The sequence below is a fragment of the Kitasatospora sp. NPDC004531 genome (assembly GCF_053602195.1).
Map to the genome: position 1 here is coordinate 24,067 of NZ_JBSGDD010000027.1, position 23,614 is coordinate 47,680.

Annotated in this window: 22 protein-coding genes; 8 read left to right on the forward strand and 14 right to left on the reverse strand. The window is 74.0% G+C overall.

The window, feature by feature from the left end; genetic code table 11:
- Nucleotides 1-146: 146 nt before the first annotated feature.
- Together ACWEMJ_RS14155 and ACWEMJ_RS14160 are read left to right on the forward strand one after the other, a co-directional pair.
- Complete coding sequence (locus ACWEMJ_RS14155) at nt 147-1,682, forward strand: flavin monoamine oxidase family protein (RefSeq protein ID WP_452137292.1); 1,536 nt, start codon at nt 147-149, stop codon at nt 1,680-1,682.
- Nucleotides 1,682-3,007 (forward strand): glutamate-cysteine ligase family protein, encoded by a 1,326-nt coding sequence (locus ACWEMJ_RS14160; RefSeq protein ID WP_452137293.1) that lies wholly within the window; start codon nt 1,682-1,684, stop codon nt 3,005-3,007. The genes ACWEMJ_RS14155 and ACWEMJ_RS14160 overlap by 1 nt, the downstream gene beginning before the upstream one ends.
- A gap of 2 nt (nt 3,008-3,009) precedes the next feature.
- Here the strand turns inward: ACWEMJ_RS14160 and ACWEMJ_RS14165 are convergent, their stop codons facing one another.
- Nucleotides 3,010-3,915 carry a RimK family alpha-L-glutamate ligase gene (locus ACWEMJ_RS14165; protein ID WP_452137294.1) on the reverse strand — a complete coding sequence of 302 codons (906 nt, stop codon included), beginning with the start codon at nt 3,913-3,915 and terminating at the stop codon, nt 3,010-3,012.
- A 226-nt stretch (nt 3,916-4,141) separates the two neighbouring features.
- Here ACWEMJ_RS14165 and ACWEMJ_RS14170 point away from each other — a divergent pair, with 226 nt between their 5' ends.
- Nucleotides 4,142-4,963, forward strand: coding sequence for a lipase family protein (locus ACWEMJ_RS14170; RefSeq protein ID WP_452137295.1), 822 nt, complete (start codon nt 4,142-4,144; stop codon nt 4,961-4,963).
- A 34-nt stretch (nt 4,964-4,997) separates the two neighbouring features.
- Here the strand turns inward: ACWEMJ_RS14170 and ACWEMJ_RS14175 are convergent, their stop codons facing one another.
- The 3 genes from ACWEMJ_RS14175 to ACWEMJ_RS14185 all read right to left on the reverse strand — a co-directional run bounded on the left by ACWEMJ_RS14175 (nt 4,998) and on the right by ACWEMJ_RS14185 (nt 6,717).
- On the reverse strand, nt 4,998-5,390 hold the full coding sequence (locus tag ACWEMJ_RS14175) for an SSI family serine proteinase inhibitor (RefSeq protein WP_452137296.1): 393 nt from the start codon (nt 5,388-5,390) through the stop codon (nt 4,998-5,000).
- A complete protein-coding gene (locus ACWEMJ_RS14180) occupies nt 5,387-6,169 on the reverse strand; it encodes a class I SAM-dependent methyltransferase (protein WP_452137297.1) in 783 nt (260 codons plus the stop codon). The genes ACWEMJ_RS14175 and ACWEMJ_RS14180 overlap by 4 nt, the downstream gene beginning before the upstream one ends.
- A 98-nt stretch (nt 6,170-6,267) precedes the next feature.
- On the reverse strand, nt 6,268-6,717 hold the full coding sequence (locus ACWEMJ_RS14185) for a hypothetical protein (protein ID WP_452137298.1): 450 nt from the start codon (nt 6,715-6,717) through the stop codon (nt 6,268-6,270).
- Between the two features lie 185 nt (nt 6,718-6,902).
- Between ACWEMJ_RS14185 and ACWEMJ_RS14190 the strand changes: the two genes are divergently transcribed.
- The gene (locus ACWEMJ_RS14190) at nt 6,903-8,192 is read left to right on the forward strand and encodes a helix-turn-helix domain-containing protein (RefSeq protein WP_452137299.1); all 1,290 of its coding nucleotides are present in this window, start codon (nt 6,903-6,905) and stop codon (nt 8,190-8,192) included.
- 112 nt (nt 8,193-8,304) lie between these two features.
- Here the strand turns inward: ACWEMJ_RS14190 and ACWEMJ_RS14195 are convergent, their stop codons facing one another.
- Both ACWEMJ_RS14195 and ACWEMJ_RS14200 read right to left on the reverse strand, forming a co-directional pair.
- Nucleotides 8,305-9,975, reverse strand: coding sequence for a sialidase family protein (locus ACWEMJ_RS14195; protein ID WP_452137300.1), 1,671 nt, complete (start codon nt 9,973-9,975; stop codon nt 8,305-8,307).
- A gap of 126 nt (nt 9,976-10,101) precedes the next feature.
- Nucleotides 10,102-11,817 carry a sialidase family protein gene (locus ACWEMJ_RS14200; RefSeq protein ID WP_452137301.1) on the reverse strand — a complete coding sequence of 572 codons (1,716 nt, stop codon included), beginning with the start codon at nt 11,815-11,817 and terminating at the stop codon, nt 10,102-10,104.
- 107 nt (nt 11,818-11,924) lie between these two features.
- Here ACWEMJ_RS14200 and ACWEMJ_RS14205 point away from each other — a divergent pair, with 107 nt between their 5' ends.
- The gene (locus ACWEMJ_RS14205) at nt 11,925-13,721 is read left to right on the forward strand and encodes a zinc-ribbon domain-containing protein (RefSeq protein WP_452137302.1); all 1,797 of its coding nucleotides are present in this window, start codon (nt 11,925-11,927) and stop codon (nt 13,719-13,721) included.
- 56 nt (nt 13,722-13,777) lie between these two features.
- Here the strand turns inward: ACWEMJ_RS14205 and ACWEMJ_RS14210 are convergent, their stop codons facing one another.
- The gene (locus ACWEMJ_RS14210; RefSeq protein ID WP_452137303.1) at nt 13,778-14,002 is read right to left on the reverse strand and encodes a response regulator transcription factor; all 225 of its coding nucleotides are present in this window, start codon (nt 14,000-14,002) and stop codon (nt 13,778-13,780) included.
- Between the two features lie 370 nt (nt 14,003-14,372).
- Here ACWEMJ_RS14210 and ACWEMJ_RS14215 point away from each other — a divergent pair, with 370 nt between their 5' ends.
- Both ACWEMJ_RS14215 and ACWEMJ_RS14220 read left to right on the forward strand, forming a co-directional pair.
- Complete coding sequence (locus ACWEMJ_RS14215) at nt 14,373-14,741, forward strand: hypothetical protein (protein WP_452137304.1); 369 nt, start codon at nt 14,373-14,375, stop codon at nt 14,739-14,741.
- Nucleotides 14,742-14,835: 94 nt separating this feature from the next.
- Nucleotides 14,836-15,711, forward strand: coding sequence for a hypothetical protein (locus tag ACWEMJ_RS14220; RefSeq protein WP_452137305.1), 876 nt, complete (start codon nt 14,836-14,838; stop codon nt 15,709-15,711).
- Nucleotides 15,712-15,741: 30 nt separating this feature from the next.
- Here the strand turns inward: ACWEMJ_RS14220 and ACWEMJ_RS14225 are convergent, their stop codons facing one another.
- The 6 genes from ACWEMJ_RS14225 to ACWEMJ_RS14250 form a co-directional block, all read right to left on the reverse strand.
- The gene (locus ACWEMJ_RS14225; RefSeq protein ID WP_452137306.1) at nt 15,742-16,521 is read right to left on the reverse strand and encodes a GntR family transcriptional regulator; all 780 of its coding nucleotides are present in this window, start codon (nt 16,519-16,521) and stop codon (nt 15,742-15,744) included.
- A 129-nt stretch (nt 16,522-16,650) separates the two neighbouring features.
- On the reverse strand, nt 16,651-17,463 hold the full coding sequence (locus ACWEMJ_RS14230; RefSeq protein WP_452137307.1) for a sulfite exporter TauE/SafE family protein: 813 nt from the start codon (nt 17,461-17,463) through the stop codon (nt 16,651-16,653).
- Nucleotides 17,460-18,878 (reverse strand): MBL fold metallo-hydrolase, encoded by a 1,419-nt coding sequence (locus ACWEMJ_RS14235; protein WP_452137308.1) that lies wholly within the window; start codon nt 18,876-18,878, stop codon nt 17,460-17,462. Before ACWEMJ_RS14235 ends, ACWEMJ_RS14230 begins: the two co-directional genes overlap by 4 nt.
- A gap of 50 nt (nt 18,879-18,928) precedes the next feature.
- Nucleotides 18,929-20,158 (reverse strand): FAD-dependent oxidoreductase, encoded by a 1,230-nt coding sequence (locus ACWEMJ_RS14240; protein WP_452137309.1) that lies wholly within the window; start codon nt 20,156-20,158, stop codon nt 18,929-18,931.
- Between the two features lie 68 nt (nt 20,159-20,226).
- Complete coding sequence (locus ACWEMJ_RS14245) at nt 20,227-20,811, reverse strand: carboxymuconolactone decarboxylase family protein (protein WP_452137310.1); 585 nt, start codon at nt 20,809-20,811, stop codon at nt 20,227-20,229.
- Nucleotides 20,808-21,761, reverse strand: a complete 954-nt coding sequence (locus ACWEMJ_RS14250; protein ID WP_452137311.1) for an MBL fold metallo-hydrolase — start codon at nt 21,759-21,761, stop codon at nt 20,808-20,810. Before ACWEMJ_RS14250 ends, ACWEMJ_RS14245 begins: the two co-directional genes overlap by 4 nt.
- 84 nt (nt 21,762-21,845) lie before the next feature.
- On the opposite strand from ACWEMJ_RS14250, the gene ACWEMJ_RS14255 reads away from it, so the two are divergent.
- Complete coding sequence (locus ACWEMJ_RS14255; protein WP_452137312.1) at nt 21,846-22,472, forward strand: TetR/AcrR family transcriptional regulator; 627 nt, start codon at nt 21,846-21,848, stop codon at nt 22,470-22,472.
- A 31-nt stretch (nt 22,473-22,503) separates the two neighbouring features.
- Here ACWEMJ_RS14255 and ACWEMJ_RS14260 read toward each other — a convergent pair whose 3' ends face one another.
- Complete coding sequence (locus tag ACWEMJ_RS14260; protein WP_452137313.1) at nt 22,504-23,604, reverse strand: Gfo/Idh/MocA family oxidoreductase; 1,101 nt, start codon at nt 23,602-23,604, stop codon at nt 22,504-22,506.
- Between the last annotated feature and the right edge of the window lie 10 nt (nt 23,605-23,614).

The window sequence follows — 23,614 nt, forward strand, 5'->3', positions numbered from 1 at the left end:
CGGCCGGCGGGGGGCCGGCCGTTTCGGAGCCATCGGGATGCGAAGGCGCCGGGCCGGTGGGACGGTGTCCCAGAGGCGCGGTGCGGTCCGGTCACGGACGGTTGCGGGAGGGGTCGCCGCGCGGTTCGCGCACCGAAGGGGTCCCGATGTTCGACACCAGCTTTGCGTTCCCCCGCGCCCTGCTGACGCCCTCCGCCGGGCCCGGCGGCCGGGTGGCCGTGATCGGCTCCGGCATCGCCGGCCTGGTGTGCGCCTACGAGCTCCAGCGGCGCGGCTTCGACGTGACGGTGTACGAACGCGGCAACCGCCCCGGCGGCCGGATCCGCACCCACCGGTTCTGGGACGGCACCCACACCGACCTCGGCGCGATGCGCATCCCCGCCAACCACCACTGCGTCCTGCACTACGTCCAGCGCTTCGGACTGGCCACCCGCCCCTTCGTCAACGCCAACCCGCAGGCCTACTACCACCTGCGCGGCAACCGGGTCCGGGTGCACGAGGTCGCCTCGCTGTTCCCCGCCTTCGCGCTGCGCCCCGAGGAGCGCTTCGCCCCGTCCGCGCTCCTCGACCGGATCCTCGCCCCCGTCTGGCAGGCCCTCACCGTCGAACAGCAGCGCCAGGCCCTGGACGGCCACTGGGACGACCCGGCCCTCGAACGCGCCGCCTCGCTGTCGCTGTGGCAGTTCGTCCACGAGCACCTCTCGCAGGACGCCTGGGACCTGTTCGGCCACGCCAGCGGCCTCGCCCACTACGAGCAGTCCTCGCTGCTGGAAGTCCTGGTCGACTACTTCGGCCTGTTCCACCGCGGCCAGGTCGAACTCGCCGACGGCATGGACGCCCTGGTGCACGCCTTCGTCCGCGCCCTGCGCCCCGGCACCGTCCGGCTGTCCACCCGGATCGACGAACTCGCGCTGCGCCCCGACGGCGTCCGGGTCCGCGGCCGCCGCATCGGCGGACGGCTCGACGAGCGCGCCGACTTCGTGGTCTGCTGCATCCCCGCCCCCGCGCTCGACCAGATCACCGTCACCCCCGGCCTGCCGCACGCCCAGCGCCACGCCGTGCGCGGCATCAGCTACGCCTCCAGCGCCAAGACCGTGCTGCACGTCACCCGCCGCCGCTGGGAGATCGAGGACGGCATCCACGGCGGCGGCAGCTTCACCGACCTGCCGATCCAGCAGTGCTGGTACCCGTCCGACAACGCGGTGCGCACCGACGGCGGCGTCAACGGCTCCGGCACCCCGCGCTGGGGCGCCCGCGACCCGCTGCGCTCCGCCGAACCCGCCGCGCTGCTCGGCGCCTACCTGTGGGGCGCCAACGCCCGCCGCTTCGCCGCCCTCGACCAGGCCGACCGGGAAGCCCTCGTCCTGGAGTGCCTGGAGCAGCTGCACCCCGGCATCACCGGCGACGTCGACGACATCGTGCACTGCAACTGGGACGTCCAGACCGGCATGGGCGGCGGCGCGTTCGCCCACCTCACCCCCGGCGAGCACACCCGCTACCTGTCGGTGCTCGGCGCGCCCCACCCCGCCGACCGGCCGCGGATCTTCTTCGCCGGCGAGCACCTCTCCGGCGCGCACGCCTGGTGCCAGGGCGCCGCGCAGTCCGCGCTCGGCGTGGTCGGCGCCCTGCTCGAACACGCCCGGGAGCACCGGGCCTCCGCCGCCCCGGTGAGCGCGCCGTGATGGACCGGGCCGACCTGCTCGCCCCGCTCACCCCCGCCCCCGGCGGCCGCGAACAGGTCGGCGTCGAGGTCGAGTGCGGCCTGCTCGACCCCGCCACCGGCATCGGCGCCCGCTACTCGGGCCCGCGCGGCGTCCGCGCCGTCCTGGAGGCGGTACTCGAACACTGGGGCGGCGAACCCGAGTGGGACGGCGACTGCCTGAGCGGCGTCCGGCTGTCCGACGGCAGCACCGTCACCCTCGAACACGGCGGCCAGATCGAGTACTCCTCCACCCCCGGGCCCGGCGTCGGCAAGACCATGGACGAAGTCCGCGCCGCCCTCGCCCGGCTCGCCGACCTGGCCGCCGGCTTCGGCCTCGCCCTCGTCCCCGGCGGCAACCTGCCCTTCGGCCGGCTCGCCGACGTCGAATGGGTGCCGATGTCCCGGGGCGCCCTGATGCGCCAGTACTTCGCCGACCTCGGCCCCGACGGCGCCCGCGCCCCCCACATCATGGGCCTGTCGCTGTCCACCCAGGCCACCCTCGACCACCTCGACCCCGCCGACCTCACCCGCAAGCTGCGCATGCAGACCGCCGTCGCCCCCGTCGTCTCCGCCCTGCTCGTCAACTCCCCGCTGCACGAAGGCCGCCCCTGCGGACTCCTCTCGCACCGCTCCTGGGCCTGGCTCCGGATGGACCCGCGCCGCGCCGGACTGCTGCCGCCCGGCCTGCGGCCCGACGTCCGCGCCGAGGACATCGCCGACTGGGCCCTGGGCATCCCGCTCATCCACTACCGCACCGAGGACGGCCGCTACCACCGCGCCCCCGACGGCAGCTTCGCCGAACTGCTGCGCAACGGCTTCGACGGCCACGCCCCCCGGCACTGGACGTCCCACCTCTCCCAGCTGTGGACCGACACCCGGGTCCGCCGCACCCTCGAACTGCGCGGCGCGGACGGGCCGCCCCACCCCCACCTCGGCGCCCTCCCCGCGCTCTGGACCGGCCTCAGCTACCACCGCCGATCCTGCGACGCCGCCTGGGAGTTGACCCGACGGCACACCGCCGCCGAACACCGCGCCGCCCGCGCCGAACTCCCCGTCCGCGGCCTCGACACCCGCCTCGGCGACACCCCCGTCCGCCCGCTGGCCGCCGAACTGCTCCGCCTCGCCCGGGCCGGCCTCGACGCCCGGGTCGCCGCCGGACTCGAACCGCCGCACGTCCCCGACCTCCTCGACCCGCTCGACGAGATCCTCGCCACCGGGCAGACCTTCGCCGAGCAGACCCTCGCCCAGTGGGACGGACCGCTGCGCGCCGACGCGGCCAAGTACGTTGCCGCGTACCGAATCTGACGCTACGTCAGCCTCTTGCGCAATGCCTCGACCACGGCGGGGGTCACCTCCGGCATCCGGTCGCCCCAGGAGACGTTGGCGTTCACCTCGCAGACCGTGAAGCCGCCGTCCGGCTCGAAGAGCAGATCGACGCCGCACAGCACCAGGCCGATCCGCTCGGCGGCCCGCACGGCGAGCCGCTCCGCCTCCGGGTGGCGGCCCGGGCAGGGCTCGATGCTGCCGCCGAGCGCCATGTTCGACTGCAGCGCGCCGTCCGGCGAGCTGCGCACCCCGGCGGCGACCGCCCGCCCGTCCACCACGATCACCCGCAGGTCGCGCCCGTGCGAATGCGCCACGTAGCGCTGGAACAGGAACGGCACGTCGGTGCGCAGGCTGCCCTGAAGGGCGGCCACCGTCGCCGCGTCCGGGGCCAGGAACACCCGGCGGCCGCCGCTGCCGCGCACCGACTTCACCACGCACGGCTCGGCGACCCCCGCCGCCACCGCCGGGCCGGGGTGGGCGTCGGTGTGGGTGCGGGTGTCGGGGACGGGGATGCCCGCCCCGGCCAGCCGCTGGAGCTGCCAGAACTTGTTGACGCAGGTCAGCGTCGCCTCCGCCGGGTTGACCAACTCTGTCTTCATCAGGGCGAGTTGGCGCAGCAGGGTGCCTTCGTGGTCGATGCTCAGCGAGGTCATCGCCAGCCGCACCAGCGCCACCCGGGGCGGCTCGATCCGGCGGCCCGTCAGGTCGTGCAGGGTCAGCTCGCCGTCGCTCACGCCCAGCAGCAGGCCGGTGGTCGGCACGGCCGCGAAGCGCCGCCCGAAGGCCTCGGTCAGCGCGGCGGTCAGGCGCACCGTCGCCGGGGTGTCGCGCAGCAGCGGGCTGTACAGCAGCCACAGATCGGCCTCGGGACGGGGGTCCGCTGCCACGAAACACGCTCCTGGGATCGGCAGTTGCGAGGACGCCCCCATCATCCGGGCCGGGGAGCTCGCGCGACAACCCGCGCCGCGGCGCACGCCCCCAGGGGCGCTTCCGGCCTCCGAGTGCGCGGGGCGCGCCCCGCAGCGCCGCCGTGTCCGGGTCCTGCCTGCGCCGCCCGGGCCGCCGCCGCGACGCACGATGGCGACCACCCGCCCCCAGGAAGGAGCCACCCCCGTGGCCGTCCCCACCACGCTCGACCACAGCGTCACCCGCTACAGCCTCCCGCACGCCTACTGGCTGGCGAAGGCCGCCGACCTCGCCTACCAGGACGACGCCACCATCGACCGGCAGGCCCACGACTGGGGGTTCCCGACCGTCCGCCACCACTCCACCACGTTCACCCCGCCGTTCCCGCTCCAGGACACCCAGGCCTACACGGCGGCCGGCGATCGGATGATCATCACGGCGTTCCGCGGCACCGAGCCCAAGGAGATCCGCGACTGGCTCTCCGACGGCACCACTCCGCCCTGGCCCGGCCCCGCGAAGACCGGCTACGTCCACTACGGCTTCGCCGAGGCCCTCGAATCGATCTTCCCCGCCGTCCGCGACGCCATCGCCGAACTGCGCACCGAGAACCAGACCCTGTGGTTCACCGGCCACAGCCTCGGCGGCGCCCTCGCCATGCTCGCCGCGGCCCGCCTCTACCTGGAGGACCCCAGGCTCCGGGCCGACGGCGTCGTCACCTTCGGCCAGCCGCGCACCTGCGACCGGCTGCTCGCCGCGGCCTACAACGAGGGCTTCAAGGACCGCACGTACCGCTTCGTCAACAACAACGACATCGTCCCGCAGCTCCCGCCCGAGCCGGCCTTCACCCACGTCGACGTCGCCCGCTACATCGACTCCTCCGGCCGCATCCGCGAGAACATCGGCCTGGTCGGCGGCCTCGCCGACCGCGCCAAGGGCCTGACGGCCGACGCGTTCGCGCCCGGGAGCGACGGGATCCGCGACCACTTCATGCGCAACTACCTGGCGGCGATCGAGAAGAACCTGAACTGAGCCGGCCTGGGCCGATCCGGGCCTCTCCGGGCCGTCAGAACCGGAACACCGCGCCGGTCCGGGCGTGCAGCTCGCACGGATTGCCGTACGTCCGGCTGAAGGCGGCGGGCCTGCCCTGCCACGTCCCCGAGAGCCGCGCGGTGACCGGCGCGGACTCCAGGGTGCAGATCGCGCCCGGATCGACGTCCAGCTTCCCCGGGTCGCCCCCGACCGACCGCAGCAGCCCGCACGCCGCCCCGGGAGTCGGGTGCGTCCCCCCGTCCGGATCGCACGTCAGCGTGACAGCACGCGTCTCGCCCGAGGCGAAGACCACCGACAACTCCACCCCCGACCGCCCCACCCCGACGGCCCCCGCCCACCCGCCATGCGCCACCAGACCCGCGCACGCCACCACCGCAGCCGCCACCACGCGCAATGAGTTCCTCATACCGTGCCCAACTCCCCACCCCCACCGGAGGTTACGTCCCCCCACCGCACGACGCCGAGCCCGGCGCGGTGCCGACTACCCCGGTGCCGGTGGGCGCGGAGCAGAAGCGTGTCGGCCGATCGCACGCCCGACGTGGCGGGGGCGAGGCGGTCCATGCTGATCCGGGCGAAGCCCGCCTCGTCCAGCAGCTTCGTCCAGACGGTTTCCTGGAGTACCCAGCGGCGCATCGTCGTGGCCTCGCCGTCCGGGGTTCGGGCCGGTACCTCTGCGTACCGGACGTCCGTCTCGGCGGGCGCTCCGCCGAGGTAGTGCCCCAGGGTGGAGACCGCCAACAGCCCGCCCGGCCGGAGGGCCCGGGCCGCGGCGGGGAGCAGGCAGCGGGGGTCCGTGAAGTCCGTGCTCCCGAACACCGAGTAGAGCACGTCGTAACAGCCGGGATGCCCGTCCAGGTGTTCGACCGCGTCGGCGTGCACCACACGCAGGCGCGGTGCGAGGTGACCGTACAGCTCGCGGGCCATCGCGTGCTGGCCGATCGAGGAGTCGATCGCGTCGACCCGGGCCGGGGCGTGGTGGGTGACGAGATGGGCGGCGTGACGGGCGGCACCGGCGCCGAGGTCGGCGACGACCAGGCCGGTGAGGTCTCCCATCACCTCGGCCCCGGGGCCCCCGCCCTGGTCCCAAACCCAGGAGAAGAAAGGAGGAACAGCGCGGTCACTGCGGGCACGAGTGCGGCCGTAGTGGTGCCAGAGGTCCGGCGAGGGGGTCGTCACCCACCTCATCCTCGCGCCCGGTGCGCGCCGTTGGAGTGTTCCGGACGAAATTCGCCCTCACGGGCGGGGGCGGCCGCGGAGAATCCGAGGCCGCCCCCGGTGGCTGGTCAGTGCGAGTCGTTGCCGGGGTGGCAGGGGCTGCACTTGGCAGCGTCCGCCCACAGCGGCCAGTCCACCTCCCAACCGTCCGCGGCAACCAGTTGCGCGGTGCGCAGCACGGTGCCGTCGTGCTTGAACTCGATGGCCGGCACGTGGTGCAGGAAGTGGCCGTCATTGTGGACACGGCACAACTCGGCGTAGGCGACGGTGTCCAGGATGATCGTGTGAACGCCGATGTCCACCAGCGAGCTGGGGCCCAGGCCCAGGTGCTCACCGCGGTGGGCCATCGCGGTCAACAGGTAGGCGTAGCCCTGCCCGAGAACGCGGCGGGCCATGACGGAGTCGTAGGGGTGGTCGCGCATCAGGAGTCCGATCTGCTTGTGCCACAGGTCGGCGGGGACGCGGTCGCGCACGTTCCGGAACGGGCCGGCGATCGGGTCGGCGGTCGCGGTTGCCATGGTTCCTCCGACTTCGTGGTCCGGGACGGCCCCGGACGGTATGAACAGCACACCACCGGCCGGACGGGTCGAGCAGTGAACGTGCTGACCGTGGAAGCGTTTTGCACGTCATGCAAACCGCATCGACGGACTGTCGGGCCGCGCGTACCGTTGGTGACCCCCGGTTGTGTCGCCTGGGAGGTCCTGTGCCGGACTCGCTGTGGAGCACTCCGAAAGCACGGTCGCTGGCGGAACAGCACCGCCCCGGTGAACTGGTGCGCCTCGGTCGCCAGCACCACGACTGGACGCTGGAGGCTCTCGCCCGTCGCCTGGGAGTCTCACCTTCCACGGTCAGCCGCCTCGAACGCGCAAGCCGGATCGTGGACCTGACGCTACTGCGGCAGGCCGCAGTCGAAGTCGGGATGCCGCACCACGTACTGGTGACCTCGCTCGCACTGCGCCCGTCCGCCGGCCACCACGCCGCTAGAGTGGCCGGCAGTTCCCGCGAGGCCGAGGAGAGTCCTATGCGCCGCCGAACACTTGTCGCCGCCGCCACCGTGGCCGGGCCGGCAGCCCTGCTCCTCGGCCTGGACGACGCACTCGCCGACACCCCCGGACCGACCCGCAACGCCGCGCAACTCGACCAGAGCCTGGCCCACGCGCGCGACCTGTTCGGCACCGGCTCGCACACCCGACTCCTCGCCGTGCTGCCCGGCTTGATCGCCGACGCCCATGCCGCCGCCGAATCCCGGCGTGCCCTCGACCAGGCTCGGCTGTCCACCGTCTACAGCCTCGCCAGCGCGGTCCTGGCCAAGACCGGTCATTACGACCGGGCGCGGTTGACCGCGGATCGTGCTCGCACCTGGGCCGACGTGTCCGGCTCGCCACTCGCCCAGGCCGCCGCTGCCCGGGAGATGGCCGTCGTGCTGCGGCACCAGGACCAGGCCCCGGCCGCTCAGCGGCTGATGTTCGCCGCGGTCGGCCGACTGGAGAACACCGGCCTCGCCACCCAGGCGCAGGCGGCGGCCTACGCTCAGCTGCTGTGCACCCTCGCCTACACCGCGGCGGTCGCCGGCCGGCGCACGGAAGCCCTCGCCATGACAGCCGCAGCCCGGGACGCCGCCCGCCGCCTGTCCGCCACGCCCGGTACTGGGCGCCTGTTCGACATCACCCCGGCAGCGGCCGACCTCTATGCCGTCAGCGTCCACTGGGCCCTCGGCGACGCCGGGGCCGCGCTCGAAGCCGGCCACAGGCTGCGGCCGGAGCTGTTCCCCACCGCCGAACGGCGCGCTCGGCTGCACACCGACCTGGCGCGCGCCTGGTGGCAGTGGGGACGTCCGGAGCAGACCGTGACCGAACTGCTGGCCGCGCTCAGGGTCAGCCCGGCCGAGGTCCGCGACCGGCCTTCCATCCGAGCTGTCGTCAGCGACCTCGCGATTCGTCACCCGCGCGTCGCCGGCGTCCGCGAACTCACCGCCGCCGTACCGCTGCGCTGAACTCCTGGGCCCCGGAGCATCGGCGCGCGGACCGCGCCCACCGACGCGACCTACCCGGACGCCGGCACCCGGTATCGCGTTCGGCAGTGGCCGCGCCGCCGCCCGCCGTGGGTCAGAAACCGAGCGGCGTGTACGTGGTCATCTGCTGGAGGAAGGCCTGTCCGGCGGGTGGGGCGGAGGCGAGCGGGAAGACCGGGATGGCGTTGCCGTTGGCGGAGGCGATGCCCAGGTAGTCGCCGAGCATTCGGCCCTGGGCGGTGTCGGGCATCCAGGTCAGTGGCATGGCGGTCGTGAGCGGGGAGGTGCGTTTCTTCCAGGTGCGGCCGCCGTCGGTGGAGGAGAGGTAGCGCACCGAGACGGCGGCGTTGGAGAGGTCGTTGTAGATGATCGCGAAGCGCCCGGGGTTGAGCGGGTCGGCCGTGATCGACGGGGTGACCCGGTCGGTGGCCGCGCACAGGGCGGTGTCCGCGCAGGTGTCGATCTCGGTGACGGTCCAGGTCAGCCCGTCGGTCGAGGTGGCCTGGACGAGGCCGTTCCACTGGCAGCCGGTCGCGGCCCGACAGCCGTGCCAGACGGCGACGATCCGGCCGGTGCTGTCCACGTCGGCGGAGACCGCGGCGACGTCCCGCAGGCCCGGGTCGTCCTTCCGGCTGCCGCCGTTGACCGCCGCCCGGCCGGTCCAGCCGGTGCCGCCGCCGGTGACGGTGAAGGAGCTGACGTTGCCGTTCAGCCCGTACAGGACGACCAGGGTGCCGTCCGGCCGGATCACCGGGTAGCTGCCGTTGGAGGCCGGTCGGGGGCCGTCGACGGTTGACCAACTCCGGCCGCCGTCCGTCGACTTGGCGATCTCGATGGCCTGCGGGGAGGACGTCCTGGTGGCGGTCAGCCAGCAGGTGCCGTAGTACGGGCTGGAGGTCCAGTTGTCGCAGGCGATCCACTCCTTGTCCCAGTTGGCGCCGTCGTTGCCGATCGCCCAGCTCGGCGCGGACCAGTACGCGGCGTCGTCGGACGAGCGGCTGACCATGACGCCGCCGCCGGTGTCCCCGTCGAAGACCAGGGAGGCCACCAACCAGGTGTGGTTCCAGGCGCTGTAGGCCACCGCCGGGTCGGTCGCGCGCCGGTGGGCGCCGCCGCCCGCGACGGTGAGCCCGGGCAGGACGTCGGAGTTCCAGGTGAGCCCGGCGTCCCGGGTGACCGCGAAGCCGATGTTGGTCGCGCCGCTCTCGACGTCCCGGCCCACCTGGTAGGCGCTGACGACCGTGCTGCCCCAGGCGAAGCTGTCCGGTTCGACGGCGGCCGAGTGCTGGGTGTCGGCGGTGGTGTACGGGTCCACGCCGACCGTGCGGAGGCCGCCCGTGTAGCTGCGGCACCCCAGCGGCGTCTCGGCCGCCTGGCGCGGCTCGCCGGCGTAGATGTTGACGGCGGCAAGGCAGATCGTCTGCTGGCCCGCCGGAGCGGGCGGCAGGGTCTGGACGAAGCCGTGCGTGCCCACGTCGTCGCGCTGGAGGTTCGCGGTGAACTCCTGGACCACCACGTTGTTGCGGCGCACCCTGACCTTCGAGGAAGCGGGGGTGTCCGGGTCCCTGGCCCAGCCCGAGACCACCACACCGCCGTTGCCGCCGGTCATCGCCTCGAACGAGCCCTCCGCCGCCTGGTCGGGATCCGGGTCCGGCGGCTCGAAGCAGATCGGCGGCGGCTTGGGCTGGTCGCACACCGGCGCGGCCTGCGCGCCGCCCGGCGCGATCAGCAGGGACGCGACGGCGACGACGCCCGCCAGCAGCATCGCCACCCCCCGCCCGGCGGCCGAAGAAGAAGAAGAAGAAGAAGTAGAACGTCCGATGGACAACGTGACCCCCCTTGGTCGGCCGGGCCCCGGCCCCCCGCCGGGGCCCGGCCGTGCTCGTCGCCGCTAGAAGCCCAGCGGCGTGTAGCTGGACATGGTCTGTGCGAACTGCTTCCCGTCGGTGGGCGCGGCCGCGACCGGGAAGGTGGTCACCACGCTGCCGTTGGCGACCGCGATGCCCAGGTATTCGCCGAGCATGCGGCCCTGGCTGGTGTCGGGCATCCGGCTGAGCGGCATGGCGTCGGCGAGGGTGGCCGGGGGCTTCTTCCAGGTGCGGCCGCCGTCGGTGGAGGTGGTCCAGCGGACCGAGACGGCGCCGTTCCACAGGTCGTTGAAGACGATCGCGAAGCGCCCGGGGTTGAGCGGGTCGGCCGCGACGGACGGCGCGAACTGGTTGCTTGCGGCACACAGCCCGGTGTCCTGGCAGGTGTCGATCTCGTTGACCGTCCAGTTCACCCCGTCGGTCGAGGTGGCCTGGACGAGGTTGTTCCAGGCGCAGCCGGTCGCGGCCTTGCAGCCGTGCCAGACGGCGACGATCCGGCCGGTGCTGTCCACGTCGGCGGAGGCCACGGAGACGTCGCGCAGGCCCACCACGTCGTACTGGCTGCCGTTGTTGACCGTCACCGGGTTGGTCCAGCCGGTGCCGCCGCCGGTGAGCGTGAAGGCGCCGACGGTGCCGAGCGCGCCGTACAGGACGGTGACGTTGCCGTCCGGGCGGATCACCGGGTAGCTGCCGGTGTCGGCCGGCCAGGAGCCGCTGAGCCTGGTCCAACTCTGGCCGCCGTCGGTGGACTTGGCGATCTCCAGGGCGTAGTGGCCGAACCGGGTGACGGTCAGGTAGCAGGTGCCGTAGTACGGGCTGGAGGTCCAGTTGTCGCAGGCGATCCACTCCTTGTCCCGTTCGTCGCCGTCGTTGCCGATCGCCCAGCTGGGGGCGGACCAGTGCGCGGCGCCGTCGGTCGAGCGGTTGACCATGATGCCGGTGCCGAAGCCGCCGTCGATCACCAGGCTGCCGACGATCCAGGCGCCGTGCTTGGCGCTGTAGGCCACCACCGGGTCGCTGGCGCGGGCGTGCGTGCCGCCGGCGGCCACGGTGAGGCCGGGCAGTTCGCCGGAGCTCCAGGTGAGTCCGGCATCCCGGGAGACCGCGAAGCCGGTGTTGGTGGAGCCGCCGCTGTAGCCCCGGCCGATCTGGTAGGCGCTGACCACGGTGCCGCCCCAGGCGTGGCTGTCCGCCTCGACGGCGGCCGAGTGCTGGGTGTCGGCGGTGGTGTACGGGTCCGCGCCGACGGTCTGGAGGCCGCCGGTGAAGCTGCGGCACCCCAGGCTGGTCTCGGCGGACCGGTGCGGCGTGCCGCCGTACACGTTGACGGCGGCCAGGCAGATGGTCTGCGGGCCGGCCGGGACGGACGCCAGCGCCTTCGTGAAGGAGTGGTAGCCGACATCGGAGCGGTAGTCGCCGGCGGCGAACTGCTGGACCACCGCGCCGTTGCGGCGCACCCGGACCTGCACCGAGCCCGCGGTGTCCGGGTCGGTGGCCCAACCCGTCACCACCACCTGGCCGTTGGCGCCGTACATGGCGTCCCACCAGCCCTGCGCGGCCTGGTCGGGATCGGGATCCGGCTCCTCGAAACAGATCGGCGGCGGATCGGGCTGGTCGCAGAGCGGCGACGCCTGCGCGCTGCCGGGCGCGACCAGCACGGACGCGGCGACGGCGACCGTGGAGAGCAGCAGCGCCGCCGTCCGCCCGGCGGCAGCGGAAAGGAACGACTTCCTGAACAACGTGACCCCCCTGGTTGTCGTTGCGGTAAGGAGGATGGCAAGCGCGAATAAACAACCCGTCAACACCGACTGGCCGCCATGCCACCCGCACGTGGGAAGATCCGCAGGTGAGTGCCATACCGCCGCCCAGCAAGCCCGTCCAGTCGTGCGCGGACCCGAACTGTTCGCAACCCAGCGCGTACCGCACCCGTTCGCGTGACGCCTGGTGCGACGGGCACATCACGGAAATCCTCCGCACGGGTGGTGTGGAACCGCTGGAGCCGTTCCAAAAGCCCACGGCCTGGCGGCTCACCCGGTGCCTGAGCTGCGGCTGCGAGGCGCACTACCGCTTCGAGTACACGCTCGCCAACAACGCGCTGGACGAGCCCACCTGCCGGGCCTGCTTCTGGCGGCAGTGGGCGCTGGACGCCCGCCGCAACCAGGGCCCGTACGCCGACCTGACGCCCGTTCCGGTGGAGCGGGCGCGGGCCCACGCCGAGCAGCACGGCTACGAGTACCTCGCCCCGCTGACCGAGCCCTCGCTGGAGGGCGACCCGCACCACGTGCGCTGCCGGCACTGCGGGCGGCAGGCCGCCGAGCGGCTGGGCGACATCGCGTTCGGCTGCCGGTGCGGCACCAACCCGAGCCGGGCCCGGCAGACCTCCAACGCCCCTGGCGAGAAGAAGCGGGAGCTGCTCAAGGACTCGGGGCTGCCCGTCCTCGACTGGTGGGACCACGAGGCCAACGACGCCGCGCAGTGGGAGACCGTCACCGTCACCGCGCTGCGCGAGGCGGCCTGGCGCTGCCCGGACTGCGGCCTGCGGTTCCGGGCCCGGGTCAGCCACATGCTGCACAGCCGGCAGTGCCCGGACTGCGAGCCGAAGCGCCGCGCCGAACGCGACGACCGGCTCGCCCGCCTGGCGGTGACGCCGGTCGCCGAGGTGCCGGAGCTCCTCGCGGCCTGGGCCGACGAGGACGACCCGCACACGGTGACGGTGGCCGGCGACCACTGGCTGCGCCGCTTCCGCTGCCCGCAGGGCCACCACCCGAGGGTGACGCCGCTGCGGTACCTGGAGTCGGGCTGCCCGTCCTGCCGCAGCCGCCGGACCGCCGCCGCCCGCAAGGAGGCCGAGGCGGCAGTCCCGTTCCGGCTGAGCCCGGAGCTCGCCGGCCAGTGGCATCCCACCCGCAACGGCCGGCTCAGGCTGGCGACGATCTCGCCCGGGTCGCGCCGGACCGCCTGGTGGCAGGACCCGGTCTGCGGCCACGAGTGGGAGGACACCCCCGAGCAGCGCGAGAAGGGGCACCGGCTGCGCTGCCCCGAGTGCCGCACCATCCTCGACTCGCTGGCCTTCCACTTCCCGGAGCTCGCCGCCGAGTGGTCCCCCGCCAACCCGCTCTCCGCCTGGCAGGTCCGCCCGACCGCGCAGACCACGTTCGTCCCGGCCTGGCTGTGCTCCGCCGACGCCGGGCACACCTGGCAGGCGCCGCTCGCCTCCCGCGCCAACGGCAGCGGCTGCCCGGAGTGCCGCGAGCACGGCAAGTCGCAGGTCGAACTGAGCCACCACCGGGCCGCCGAACGCGCCTTCGGCGCCGCCGCCTCCGGCCAGTCCGTGCGGCACCCCGCCTTCGCCCGCCGCGCCTCCTGGACGATCGACATCAGCGTGCCGCTCCCCGACGGCCGCACGCTGGCGATCGAGTACGACGGCGCGTACTGGCACGCCGACAAGGCCGCCCTCGACACCGACAAGTCCCGCGACCTGCTCGCGGCCGGACATCTGGTGGCCCGCCTGCGCGAACACCCGCTGCCGCCGCTGCCGGTGCGGGACCCGGGCTACGCCGAGTTCACCGTCCACTCGTCCGCGCCCCGGCCCGACGAGGTGATCGCGAAGGTGCTCGACTGGGCCTCCCACGCCGGGAGTTGACCGGACCCGGTGGAGACCGGACCCGGCGGGGGGCAGGGGCTGCGGCGGCGCGGGCGTCAGATCCAGCGGCGGCGCGCCGCCCTGACCCCCGCGTCGAACCGGCTGCTCGCCCCCAGGCGGTGCATCAGCTCCGCGACCATCCGGCGCTCGGTCCGCACCGACACGCTGAGGCGCTTGGCGGCGGCCGCGTCGGTCAGGCCCTGCGCCAGCAGGACGAGCAACTGCCGCTCCATCGGGCTGAGTTCGGGGTCGCACTCCACGACGGTGCTCGTGCTGCGCATGGCCGGCCGCCCCTTCGAGGGTCTCACGGCGCAGCGGCGCCCCCGGGCGGGGCCGCCGTCCGCACACCGGCGACTCTTCCAGGCCACCGGCCCGCCGCCGCGCCGCCCGGACGATCCCGGACAGTCCCGGACAGCCGGACAGCCGGCCCGACCGTCCGACCGCCCGCCCACCCGCCGGGCACCCGCCCGCAGGCCCGCGCGTAGCACCCCACCGGCCGGATCGCCCCGGCCCCGGCCGCCGACGGCAGCAAGCTGCCACCCTGCGCGGTCGTCCGTTGACCGGGCGTCAGGGCGCTCCCACGATGGGCCGTGCGCCGATCGCCGGGCAGTGGGCCCCGCGACGGCGCCAGGTCAGGATTGGGGATCCACCGTGCGACTGCGCAACAAGATCGCCGCCCTCGTCGTCTCCGCCGCCGCCCTCGCGGGCGGCGTGGTGATGGCCTCGCCCGCGAACGCCGCGATCGTCGGCTGCTCCATCAACCAGGGCGTCGAGATATGGGAGTACGCCTCCTACGGCGGCAAGTGCGTCATGCTCACCGGCAGCTACGACGACACCCACGGCATCCGCTACTCGGACGGCGTCGAGGTGTACTACACCGCTGGCAGCGCCGAGAACAACTACCCGTGGGCGATCACGGTCTGCTACAACGCCCACGGCGGCGGACCGTGCCGCGGCTACGTCGCCGGCCCGTCCTCCGGCAACCTCGGCTTCCAGGGCGTCGGCACCGTCTACGCGTGACCGAGCCCCCGGCCCACTGAACGCGCCGGCCGCGGGCTGTCCCCCACGACCGGCGCCCCACCACGAAACCCCCACCACGAAAGGGACCTCTCCCGTGCGGCCGATCGCCGTCCGAGTCGTCGCGGTGGCCGTGCTCACCGCCGCAAGCGCCTGCGCAGCCGGGCAGCCGAACCCGAAGCCGGACGCCGCCGGCCCCGCCGCCGCGGCGACGTCCGCCGTGGCGTCGGCCGCGCCCGACGGCCTGTTCACCGCCGTCCCGCTGCCGCTGGACGCCTACCGCCCGACCGACGACCAGAGCGCCGCCCTCACCGCGGCCTTCAACGTCCTCGACCACGCCTGCATGCAGGCCAAGGGCTTCGACTACCCGCCCGCCCCGTACCTCCGCCCGCAGCCCCGGCCGGCCACCCCCGTCAACTTCATGCGGTACGGGGAGGACACCGAGCCGGCCGCCGCGCTCGGCGACAGCGACTACCGGTACTACTGGACCGGGCGGCGCGGCGGCCCCGATCCGGCGGTCTCGATGACCGCGGCGGAGCACGCCGCGCAGACCGACCCGTCCGGCGGCTGCGCCCGGCAGGCCGCGGACCGGCTGTCGGCCGACGGCGGCGACTACCTGAACCCGGCGTCCACCGTCGGCGACCTCGACCAGCAGTCGTTCGTCGACTCGATGGAGGACGCCCGGGTCAAGGCGGTGTTCGCCGCCTGGTCGGCCTGCATGCGCGGGCGCGGCTTCACGGCGGACGCGCCGATGGGCCGGCAGGTCAACCCGTTCGGGTGGCCGCACGAGCAGCGGCTCGCCGATGTCGGCTGCAAGCGGCAGGTCGACCTGGTGCGGATCTGGTCCGACGTGGAGGCCGAGCTCCAACGGAAGCTGATCGCCGACCACGCGCAGGCGCTGGACACCGAGCGGCAGCGGCGCGAGGCCACCGTCCGCAACGCCGCCGCCGTCCTCACGGCGAACAGCCGCTGAGCACGAGCTCCGGACAGCCGTTGAGCGCGCTCAGAACATCTGCACCGAGGCGCCCATCCGGTAGTCGTGCGCGGAGAACGCGGCGGAGACGGCGAAGCGGTCCGCGCGGACCAGGGTCTGCCGCCATTCGATCAGCCGCCCGTCCTGGTCGCGGCCGAGCCGGTCGATGGCGAGCAGCGCGGTCGTCTCGGGGCAGTCCAGCAGGATGCGTTCGCCCCGGCCGGGGACGACGGCGCGGATGCGCTCCCAGCCGCCGCAGATCCGGCTGCCGCAGTGCCGTTCGAGCTCGTCGTAGAGCGAGGTGCGGGTGAAGTCCACGTCCAGCAGCGGGTGGGCGACGTCCCAGGGCAGCCAGATCCGGTCGACGGCCAGCGGCTCCTCGTCGGCCAGCCGGACGCGTTCCAGGTAGACCAGCGGCGTGGACTCCTCCAGCCCGAGCCGCGCCGCGACGACGCCGTCGGCGCGCCGGTCGAGCGCGCGCACCACGCTGCGCTGGACGGCGCCGACCTCCTCGACCGACCGGAACAGGCTGTACGCCTCGCCCACGTCCTGCTCCAGCGGGCGGCTCGCGGTGAACTTCGACGCCCGGCCGCGCTGCGCGCTGACCAGGCCCTCCTCGCGCAGCCCGCGCAGCGCCTCGCGCACCGTGTGCCGGCTGACCCGGTACTCGGCGACCAGGTCGTGCTCGCCGGGGAAGACGTCGCGGAACTCGCCCTCGTCGAGCCGCCGCAGCAGGTCGGCGCGCAGCTGCGCCCAGAGCGGACGGCCGGCGGATCGGGTGAGCGGCCTGGGGCCGGGGTCGGAAGTCACGGCGCCGTCCTGGGGGTCAGGGATCGGATGGGTGGGACTGGGCACGAAGTGCATGGTCGTCCCTCGGCGGGGAGTGCACAAAATCGGACGCCCGCCGGGTCCGGCGGGCGTCCGAGAGGAGCGGGCCCGTCAGGCGACGGCGCCGATCAGCATGAACGACGCCACCGCGAGCAGCACGCCGGCGAAGGCCCGCTGGAGTGCGGCGCCGGACAGCTTGGACGCCAGCCGCCTGCCGTCCCAGGCGCCGAGCACGGCGGCGCCCACGAACGGCCCGAAGACGGCCAGGTCGAGCGAGATGCCGGAGACCGTCAGGCGGGTGGTGAGGGAGACCACCGAGTTGATCAGGATGACCACCAGGCTGGTGCCCACCGCCTTGCGCATCGGCAGCCGCAGCACCGCGACCAGCGCGGGCACCGCGAGGAAGCCGCCGCCGACGCCGAGCAGCCCGGTCACCGCGCCCAGCCCGGCCCCGGCCGCGACGGTGCCCGCGAGTCCGCCCCGGGCCGGCTCCACAGCAGCGTCTCCGCCCCGGGCCGGCTGCGCGGGCGCGTCGCCGTCCCGGTCCGCCCGGCGGGTCGCGGTGCGGGCGCCGCGCAGCATCGCCGCGGCGGCCAGCGCGGCCAGCACGGCGAACGCCGCCGTCAGCACCGGCTGCGGGATGCGGTGCGCGAGCGCGGACGTCGCGACGGCGGGGAGCACGCCGGCCGCCGCGAACAGCGCGCCGGTCCGCCAGGCGACGTTGCCGGTGCCGGCGTGGCGCAGCAGCGCGGTGACGGTGGTGGCGGTGACGACGACCAGGCTGGTGGTGCCGGCTTCGGCGGGCTCGACGCCCAGCAGGTACACCAGTGCCGGGACGGCCAGCACTCCGCCGCCGCCGCCGAGCGCGCCCAGCGCCACGCCGACCACGGCCCCGCACAGCAGCGCGGCGATCAGGGTGCTCACGCCGTGACGCCGTCCGGGGCGGTGTCGGCGGGCCGGACGACCTCGCCCCGCCAGGCGGCGAACCCGCCGCGCAGGTCGGTGGCGTCGAAGCCGCGGGCGCGCAGCACGGACGCGGCGACCGAGGAGCGGTTGCCGCTGGCGCAGAGCACGGTCAGCGACAGCCCGGTGGGCAGTTCGCCCAGCCGGGCGAGCAGTTCGGGCAGCGGGACGAGCCGGGCGCCGGGGAGGGTGCCGGTGCCCTGCACCTCGCCCGGGCCGCGGACGTCGAGCAGCTCGAAGTCCCGTCCGGTGCCGGCGAGTTCGGCGGCGAGGGCGTCGGCCTCGCGGCGGTCGGCGGCGGTCAGGTACTCGGCGGCGACGGCGTCCACGGGCGCGTCCAGGGCGCCGAGGACGTGGTCGAAGCCGATCCGGGCCAGGCGGTTGCGGGCCTCGGTCGCGGTGGCCGGGTCGCCGCACAGCACCAGGGTGTCCTGGGCGTCGAGCACCTGCCCGGCGAGTTCGGCGAACCGGCCGCCGAGCGGGATGTTGACCGCGCCGTGCAGGTGGGCGGCGGCGAACGCCTCCGGGTCGCGGGTGTCCAGCACGGTGGCGCCGCCGGCCCGGGCGGCGAGGAACGCCTCCGGGGTGAGCGGCGGAACGGCGGAGTCCTCGTCCAGGACCGGGCGGGCCTCGCGGTTGCGCACCGAGGTGAACGCGAAGTAGGCGGGCACGGCGGGCTGGCCGGCGGTCACCACGGTGACGAACTCGTCCTCGGTCATCTCGGCCAGCGCGTAGTTGCCGCGCCGCTGGTTGCCGATGGTGCAGCTCAGCTCGGCGGACAGGTTCTTGCCGCAGGCCGAGCCGGCGCCGTGCGCCGGGTAGACCCGGGTGTCGTCGGGGAGGGTGAGCAGGGCGCGGGTGGAGCGGTACAGCAGGCGGCCCATCTCCTCGGCGGAACGGCCGCGCGAGCTGAGCAGGTCGGGGCGGCCGACGTCGCCGATGAACAGGGTGTCGCCGGTGAGCACGCCGTACGGGACGGCGTCGTCCGCCTGCTCGCGCACCACGACGCAGATCGACTCGGGGGTGTGGCCGGGGGTGTGCAGGATCTCCAGGTCGACCTTGCCGAGGCTGAGGCGCTCGCCGTCGGCCAGCGGGTCGGTGTCGAAGTCGAGCGCGGCGACGGAGCCGTAGGAGATGCGCGCGCCGGTGCGCTCGGCGAGCTCCAGGTGGCCGGAGAGGAAGTCGGCGTGGATGTGGGTCTCGATGACCCGCTCGACGGTCAGGCCGTGCTGCTCGGCGGTGGCGAGGTACTCCTGGATGTCGCGCTGGGGGTCGACCACGACGGCGCGGCCGGTGGTGCGGTCGCCGACCAGGTAGGAGGCGTGCGAGAGGCAGTCGAGGTAGAACTGCACGAAGACCAGCGGGCGGTCGGTCATCTGTGGCTCCTGAGGCGGGAGTTGGGCGGGTGGGCGGGCGTGGCGGAGGGTCAGGCGAGGCCGCGGAGCATGAGGTTCCAGTAGAGGAACGGCAGGCCGCGTCGCTTGAGGTGCCACATGTCGGTGCGCTCGCGGATCGTGTTGATCACCGGGATCGACGGGGCGGGCCGGCCGCTGTAGTCGAATTCGGCGAGCAGCATCTTGTTGCGGGCGGTGGTCAGCGGGCAGGAGGAGTAGCCGTCGTAGGCGGCGGTGGGCTCGCGGCCGGCCAGGGCGGCGAGCAGGTTCTCCACCAGGACGGGGGCCTGCTTGCGCACGGCGGCGCCGGTCTTGGAGTTCGGCGAGGATCCGGCGTCGCCGAGCGCCCACACGTTCGGGTAGCGGACGTGCCGCATGGTGTGCTTGTCGATCTCGACGTAGCCGGCCGGGTCGTCGGCGCCGGCCAGCGGGCTGCGCTTGACCCAGTCGGGGGCGCTCTGCGGCGGCACCACGTGGGCGACGTCGTACGGCAGGGTGGTGGTGGCGCCGGTGGCGAGGTCGCCGACCACCACTTCGCGGGCGCCGGGGCGCACCTCGGTGACTTCGCTGCCGTAGTGGACCTTGACGCCGTAGCGGCGCACCACGTCGTCGAGCACCCGGGCGAATTCCGGGACGCCGAAGATGGCGGTGCCGGGGATCACCAGGTGGACGTCGATGTTGCCGAGCACGCCTTCCTTGCGCCAGTGGTCGGCGGCCAGGTAGGCGATTTTCTGCGGGGCGCCGCCGCACTTGACGGCGCCCGTCGGCATGCTGAACACCGCGCTGCCGGAGCGGGTTTCGCGGATGAAGCGCCAGGTCTCCGGGGCGTACTGGGGCGAGTAGTTGCTGGACAGGCCGTTCTTGCCGAGCCCGTCCCGCAGGCCCGGCACCCGGTCCCAGTCCAGCTGGATGCCGGGGCAGACCACGAGGTGCTGGTAGGAGACCGTGCTGCCGTCGTCCAGCGTCACCTCGCGGGCCTCGGGGTCGACGGCGACCGCGGCGCGGCGGATCCAGTGCACGCCCTTGGGCATGACGGACGCCTGCGGCCGGATGCTCTCGGCGAGCGGCGCCCGGCCGCCGCCGACCAGCGTCCACAGCGGCTGGTAGTAGTGGCGCTCGCTCGGGTCGAGCACCGCCACGTCGCGCTGGCCGGCCCGCCGGAGCCGGGCCGCGACCGTGATGCCGGCCGTTCCACCGCCGATGATCACGATCCGGTGATGTTTGCTGGTCAAGGGGGCCTCCTCGGCAAAATGTACGGACATTAACCTAGGCAGACCCGGGACGGGCCGCAAGAAATTGTCCGTACATTTGCCTCGGAGGCAAGAGCTCCCTACCCGGGCAGCGCCTCGGGGTCCGGCAGCCAGTCGTCCAACGGGACGCGGCAGGAGTTCAGGACGTAGGCGACCAGCGTGTACAGGCCCGCCAGGGTGAGCAGTTCGAGGATCTGCGGCTCGCGGTAGATCCCGGCGAGCGCCGCCCAGGTGGCGTCGGTGAGCGCGGCGTCGCGGTGGAGTTCGTCGACGGCCCGCAGCAGGGTGCGGGTGCGCGGGTCGTGGCCGTCGGCGTCGGGGCCGGCGGCGATGCGGGCGCGGTCCTCGGCGGTGAGGCCGAGGCGGTCGGCGAAGTGCGCGTGGTGGGCCCACTCGTAGCCGGAGCGGGTGTGCCGGGCCACCCGCAGCACGACGGCCTCCCGGTCGCGGTCGGGCAGCGTGCCGCGGCCGAGGCGCTCCAGCAGCGGGAACAGCGCGGCCAGCAGCACGGGGTCGTGGGCGACGGTGGCCAGCACGTTGAGGACCGGCCGCCCGTCCAGCCCGGCGGCCGCCAACAGCCGCTCCCCCTCGGGCAGTTGCCGCACCATCAACTCCCGCGCGCGGGCGGCGTCCAGCGGCGCGAGGCGGGGCCGGCGGGCGTTCACGGCCGCACCCGCGCGCGGTAGTGGTGCATGCAGCCCATCAGGTCGAGCTCGCCGGGCGTGCCGTCGCCGCTCAACTCCCGGTACACCGCACCGATGTTGAGCACCAGCCGTTCGGCGTCGTCGAGGTCGGCGAAGTCGGCGGTGTCGAACGCGGCGGCGGCCTCCAGCGCACTCAGCCCGGCGGCGTGGGCGGCGGCGGCGTGGTCGCGGACCCGCAGCAGGTACCCGCGCAGCCGGCGCACCTCGGCGGGGCCGACCACCGGGCCGTGGCCGGGGACGACGGTGGTCGCGCCGAGCGCCAGGATCACGTCGAGCGCGGCGATCCAGCCGGCCACCGGGCCGGTGTGGATCACGGGGTGGCCGCCGACGAACAGGATGTCGCCGGCGAACACGGTGTCCGCGTCCGGCACGTGCACCAGCACGTCGCCCGCGGTGTGCGCCGGCCCCACCTCGATCAGGTGCACCGGGCGGCCGCCGACCTCGATCTCCGCCGTACCGTCGAACGTCCGGGTCGGGAAGGTCGGGACGATCCCGGAGAAGTCGAAGGCGCCGATCATCCTCCGTGCCACGGGCGGCAGTTGGGCCAGCAGCACGGGGTCGGCGGCGGCCCGGGCGAACAGCGCGGACAGCTCGTCGTGGCGCATCGCCCCGGCGGCGGCCGCGGAGGCGACGATCTCGCGCCCGGCGAGCAGCTGGTTGCCCCACCAGTGGTCGCCGTCGCCGTGGGTGTTGACCAGCGTGTCGATCCGCAGCTCGGGCAGCGCGCGCCGGGCCTCGCTCAGCATCCGCCGGGTCTGCGGGACGGTGAACAGCGTGTCGACAAGCAGCGCCGCGCCGTCGCGGCCGACCACCAGGCCGGCGTTGCTCCACCCCCACGACCCGTCGGGCTGGAGGTACGCGTGGGTACCCGCGGCGACCTGCTGCCAGCCGAAGGCGTACGGAACGGACATGGGTGACCCCTCCTGGACTCTGAATGTGGACTCCAGTCCATAGGTATACGCAGGTACACATTGGGGGTCAAGTACACTCCCGGCATGACGACTCCGGGCCTGACGACCACCGCCCCGCCCGACCGGCGGGAACGCCGCAAGCGCGAGACCCGCGACCGGATCCTCGCCGCGGCCACCGCCCTGATCGCCGAGCGCGGCTACGAGGCGACCACCTACGACCTGATCGCCGAGCGCGCCGACCTGGGCCGGCAGACCGTCTTCAACCACTTCCCGCGCAAGGAGGACCTGGTCGTCGCCTGGGTGCAGACCCGCCGCGACCGCCTCGACGCCCTCGCCGCCGAAGGCGACACCAGAGCCGACACCGCCGACGGCCCTGCGCTGCACCGGCTGACCGCCCTGTTCGCGGCGATGGCCGACTTCGACGACCGCGACCGCGCCGTCGCCCGCGAACTGCACACCGCCAAGGTCCTCGCCCGGGGCTTCCTCCCCGGCGCCCCGCCCCCGCCCGCCCTCGCCGCGCTGCTCGCCAAGGCCCGCGACGCCGGTGAGCTCGCCGCGGGCCTGGATCTCGGATCGGCCGCCGAGCTGCTCTTCGACAGCTACGTCGGCACCTTGCAGCGCTGGCTGGAGGCCGACTGCGCCTTCCCGCTCGCCCCGGTCCTGGTCGCCAAGGCCGAGCTGGCGGTCCGGGGCTTCGCGGGAGGCCGTTGACCGGTCGTCCGGGCGGCCGTCCGGGCGGCCGTCACCCCTTGACGGTCGTCCACGTCCCCGGCTCGGCCCGCCGGTAGGCCTCGAACAGCTGCAGGATCTGGAACGCCTGGTCCAGCGAGCCGAGTTCGGGCGACGTCCCGTTCTCGACGCACTCGCAGAAGTACCGGATCTCCTCCACGTAGCCCAGGAAGAACAGGTTCTTGCTGTACAGCTGCCCGTAGGAGTACTCGGGCTCCCAGTGCAGCGGCGCCTGGTCGGTCGGCACCAGGAACGACCCGGTCCGGCCGTACTCGCGGGGCGCCGTCGGCCGGTAGTAGGTGACCGAATTGCCGTTCTCCACCACCACGTTGGCGTTGTCGCCGATCACCTCGACCCGGCTGGACGGGCTGCTCGGCGACTCCCCCGCCGTCAGGTGCAGGGTGCCGATCGCGCCGGACTCGAACCGCATCACGGTGACGCTGGCCCCGGTGCGCTCCTCCCACTCGTGGCTGATCCGGTCGAGCGGGCCCATCAGGTGCAGCAGCACGGCGGCCGGATGGAAGATGCAGTCCAGGAACCAGTTCATCTCCACCAGGCTGTCGCGCCGCTCGAAGGCCGGCATGGACAGCGGGTAGCGGACCGAGATCGAGGAGGGGCCGCCGAACTCCGCCGCGGAGACGATCTCCTTCACCCGCGCCATCGCCGGGGCGAACATCGTCTTCATCCCGGTCACCACCACGCGGCCGGACTTCCGCGCCGCCTCCTGGAGCAGCTCCACTTCGGCGCTCGACGTCGCGGTGGGCTTCTCCATCCAGACGTGCGCCCCGGCCGCCAGGCAGTCCAGCGCGAGGTCGACGGCCTGCAGCCGCCCGTCCGGGTCGTAGGCGGTCACGATGAACACCGCCGTCGGCCGCTCCCGCTCCAGCATCTCCCGGTGGTCGGTGTAGGAGCGGGCGGCGCCGAAGATCCGCGCGTACTTCGCGGCCCGGTCGCCGTCCAGGTCGCAGATCGCCCGCAGGTCGATCGGGGCGTACTGGAACGACGGGTAGACGTTGCGGTAGGAGTGCCCGCCGGCGCCGATGAAGGCGCAGCGGAGGGGGTTCTCGTACTCGAACTGGTAGCGGATGCGCCCGTTGCCGTCCGTTGTGGTCATGGTGTCCTCC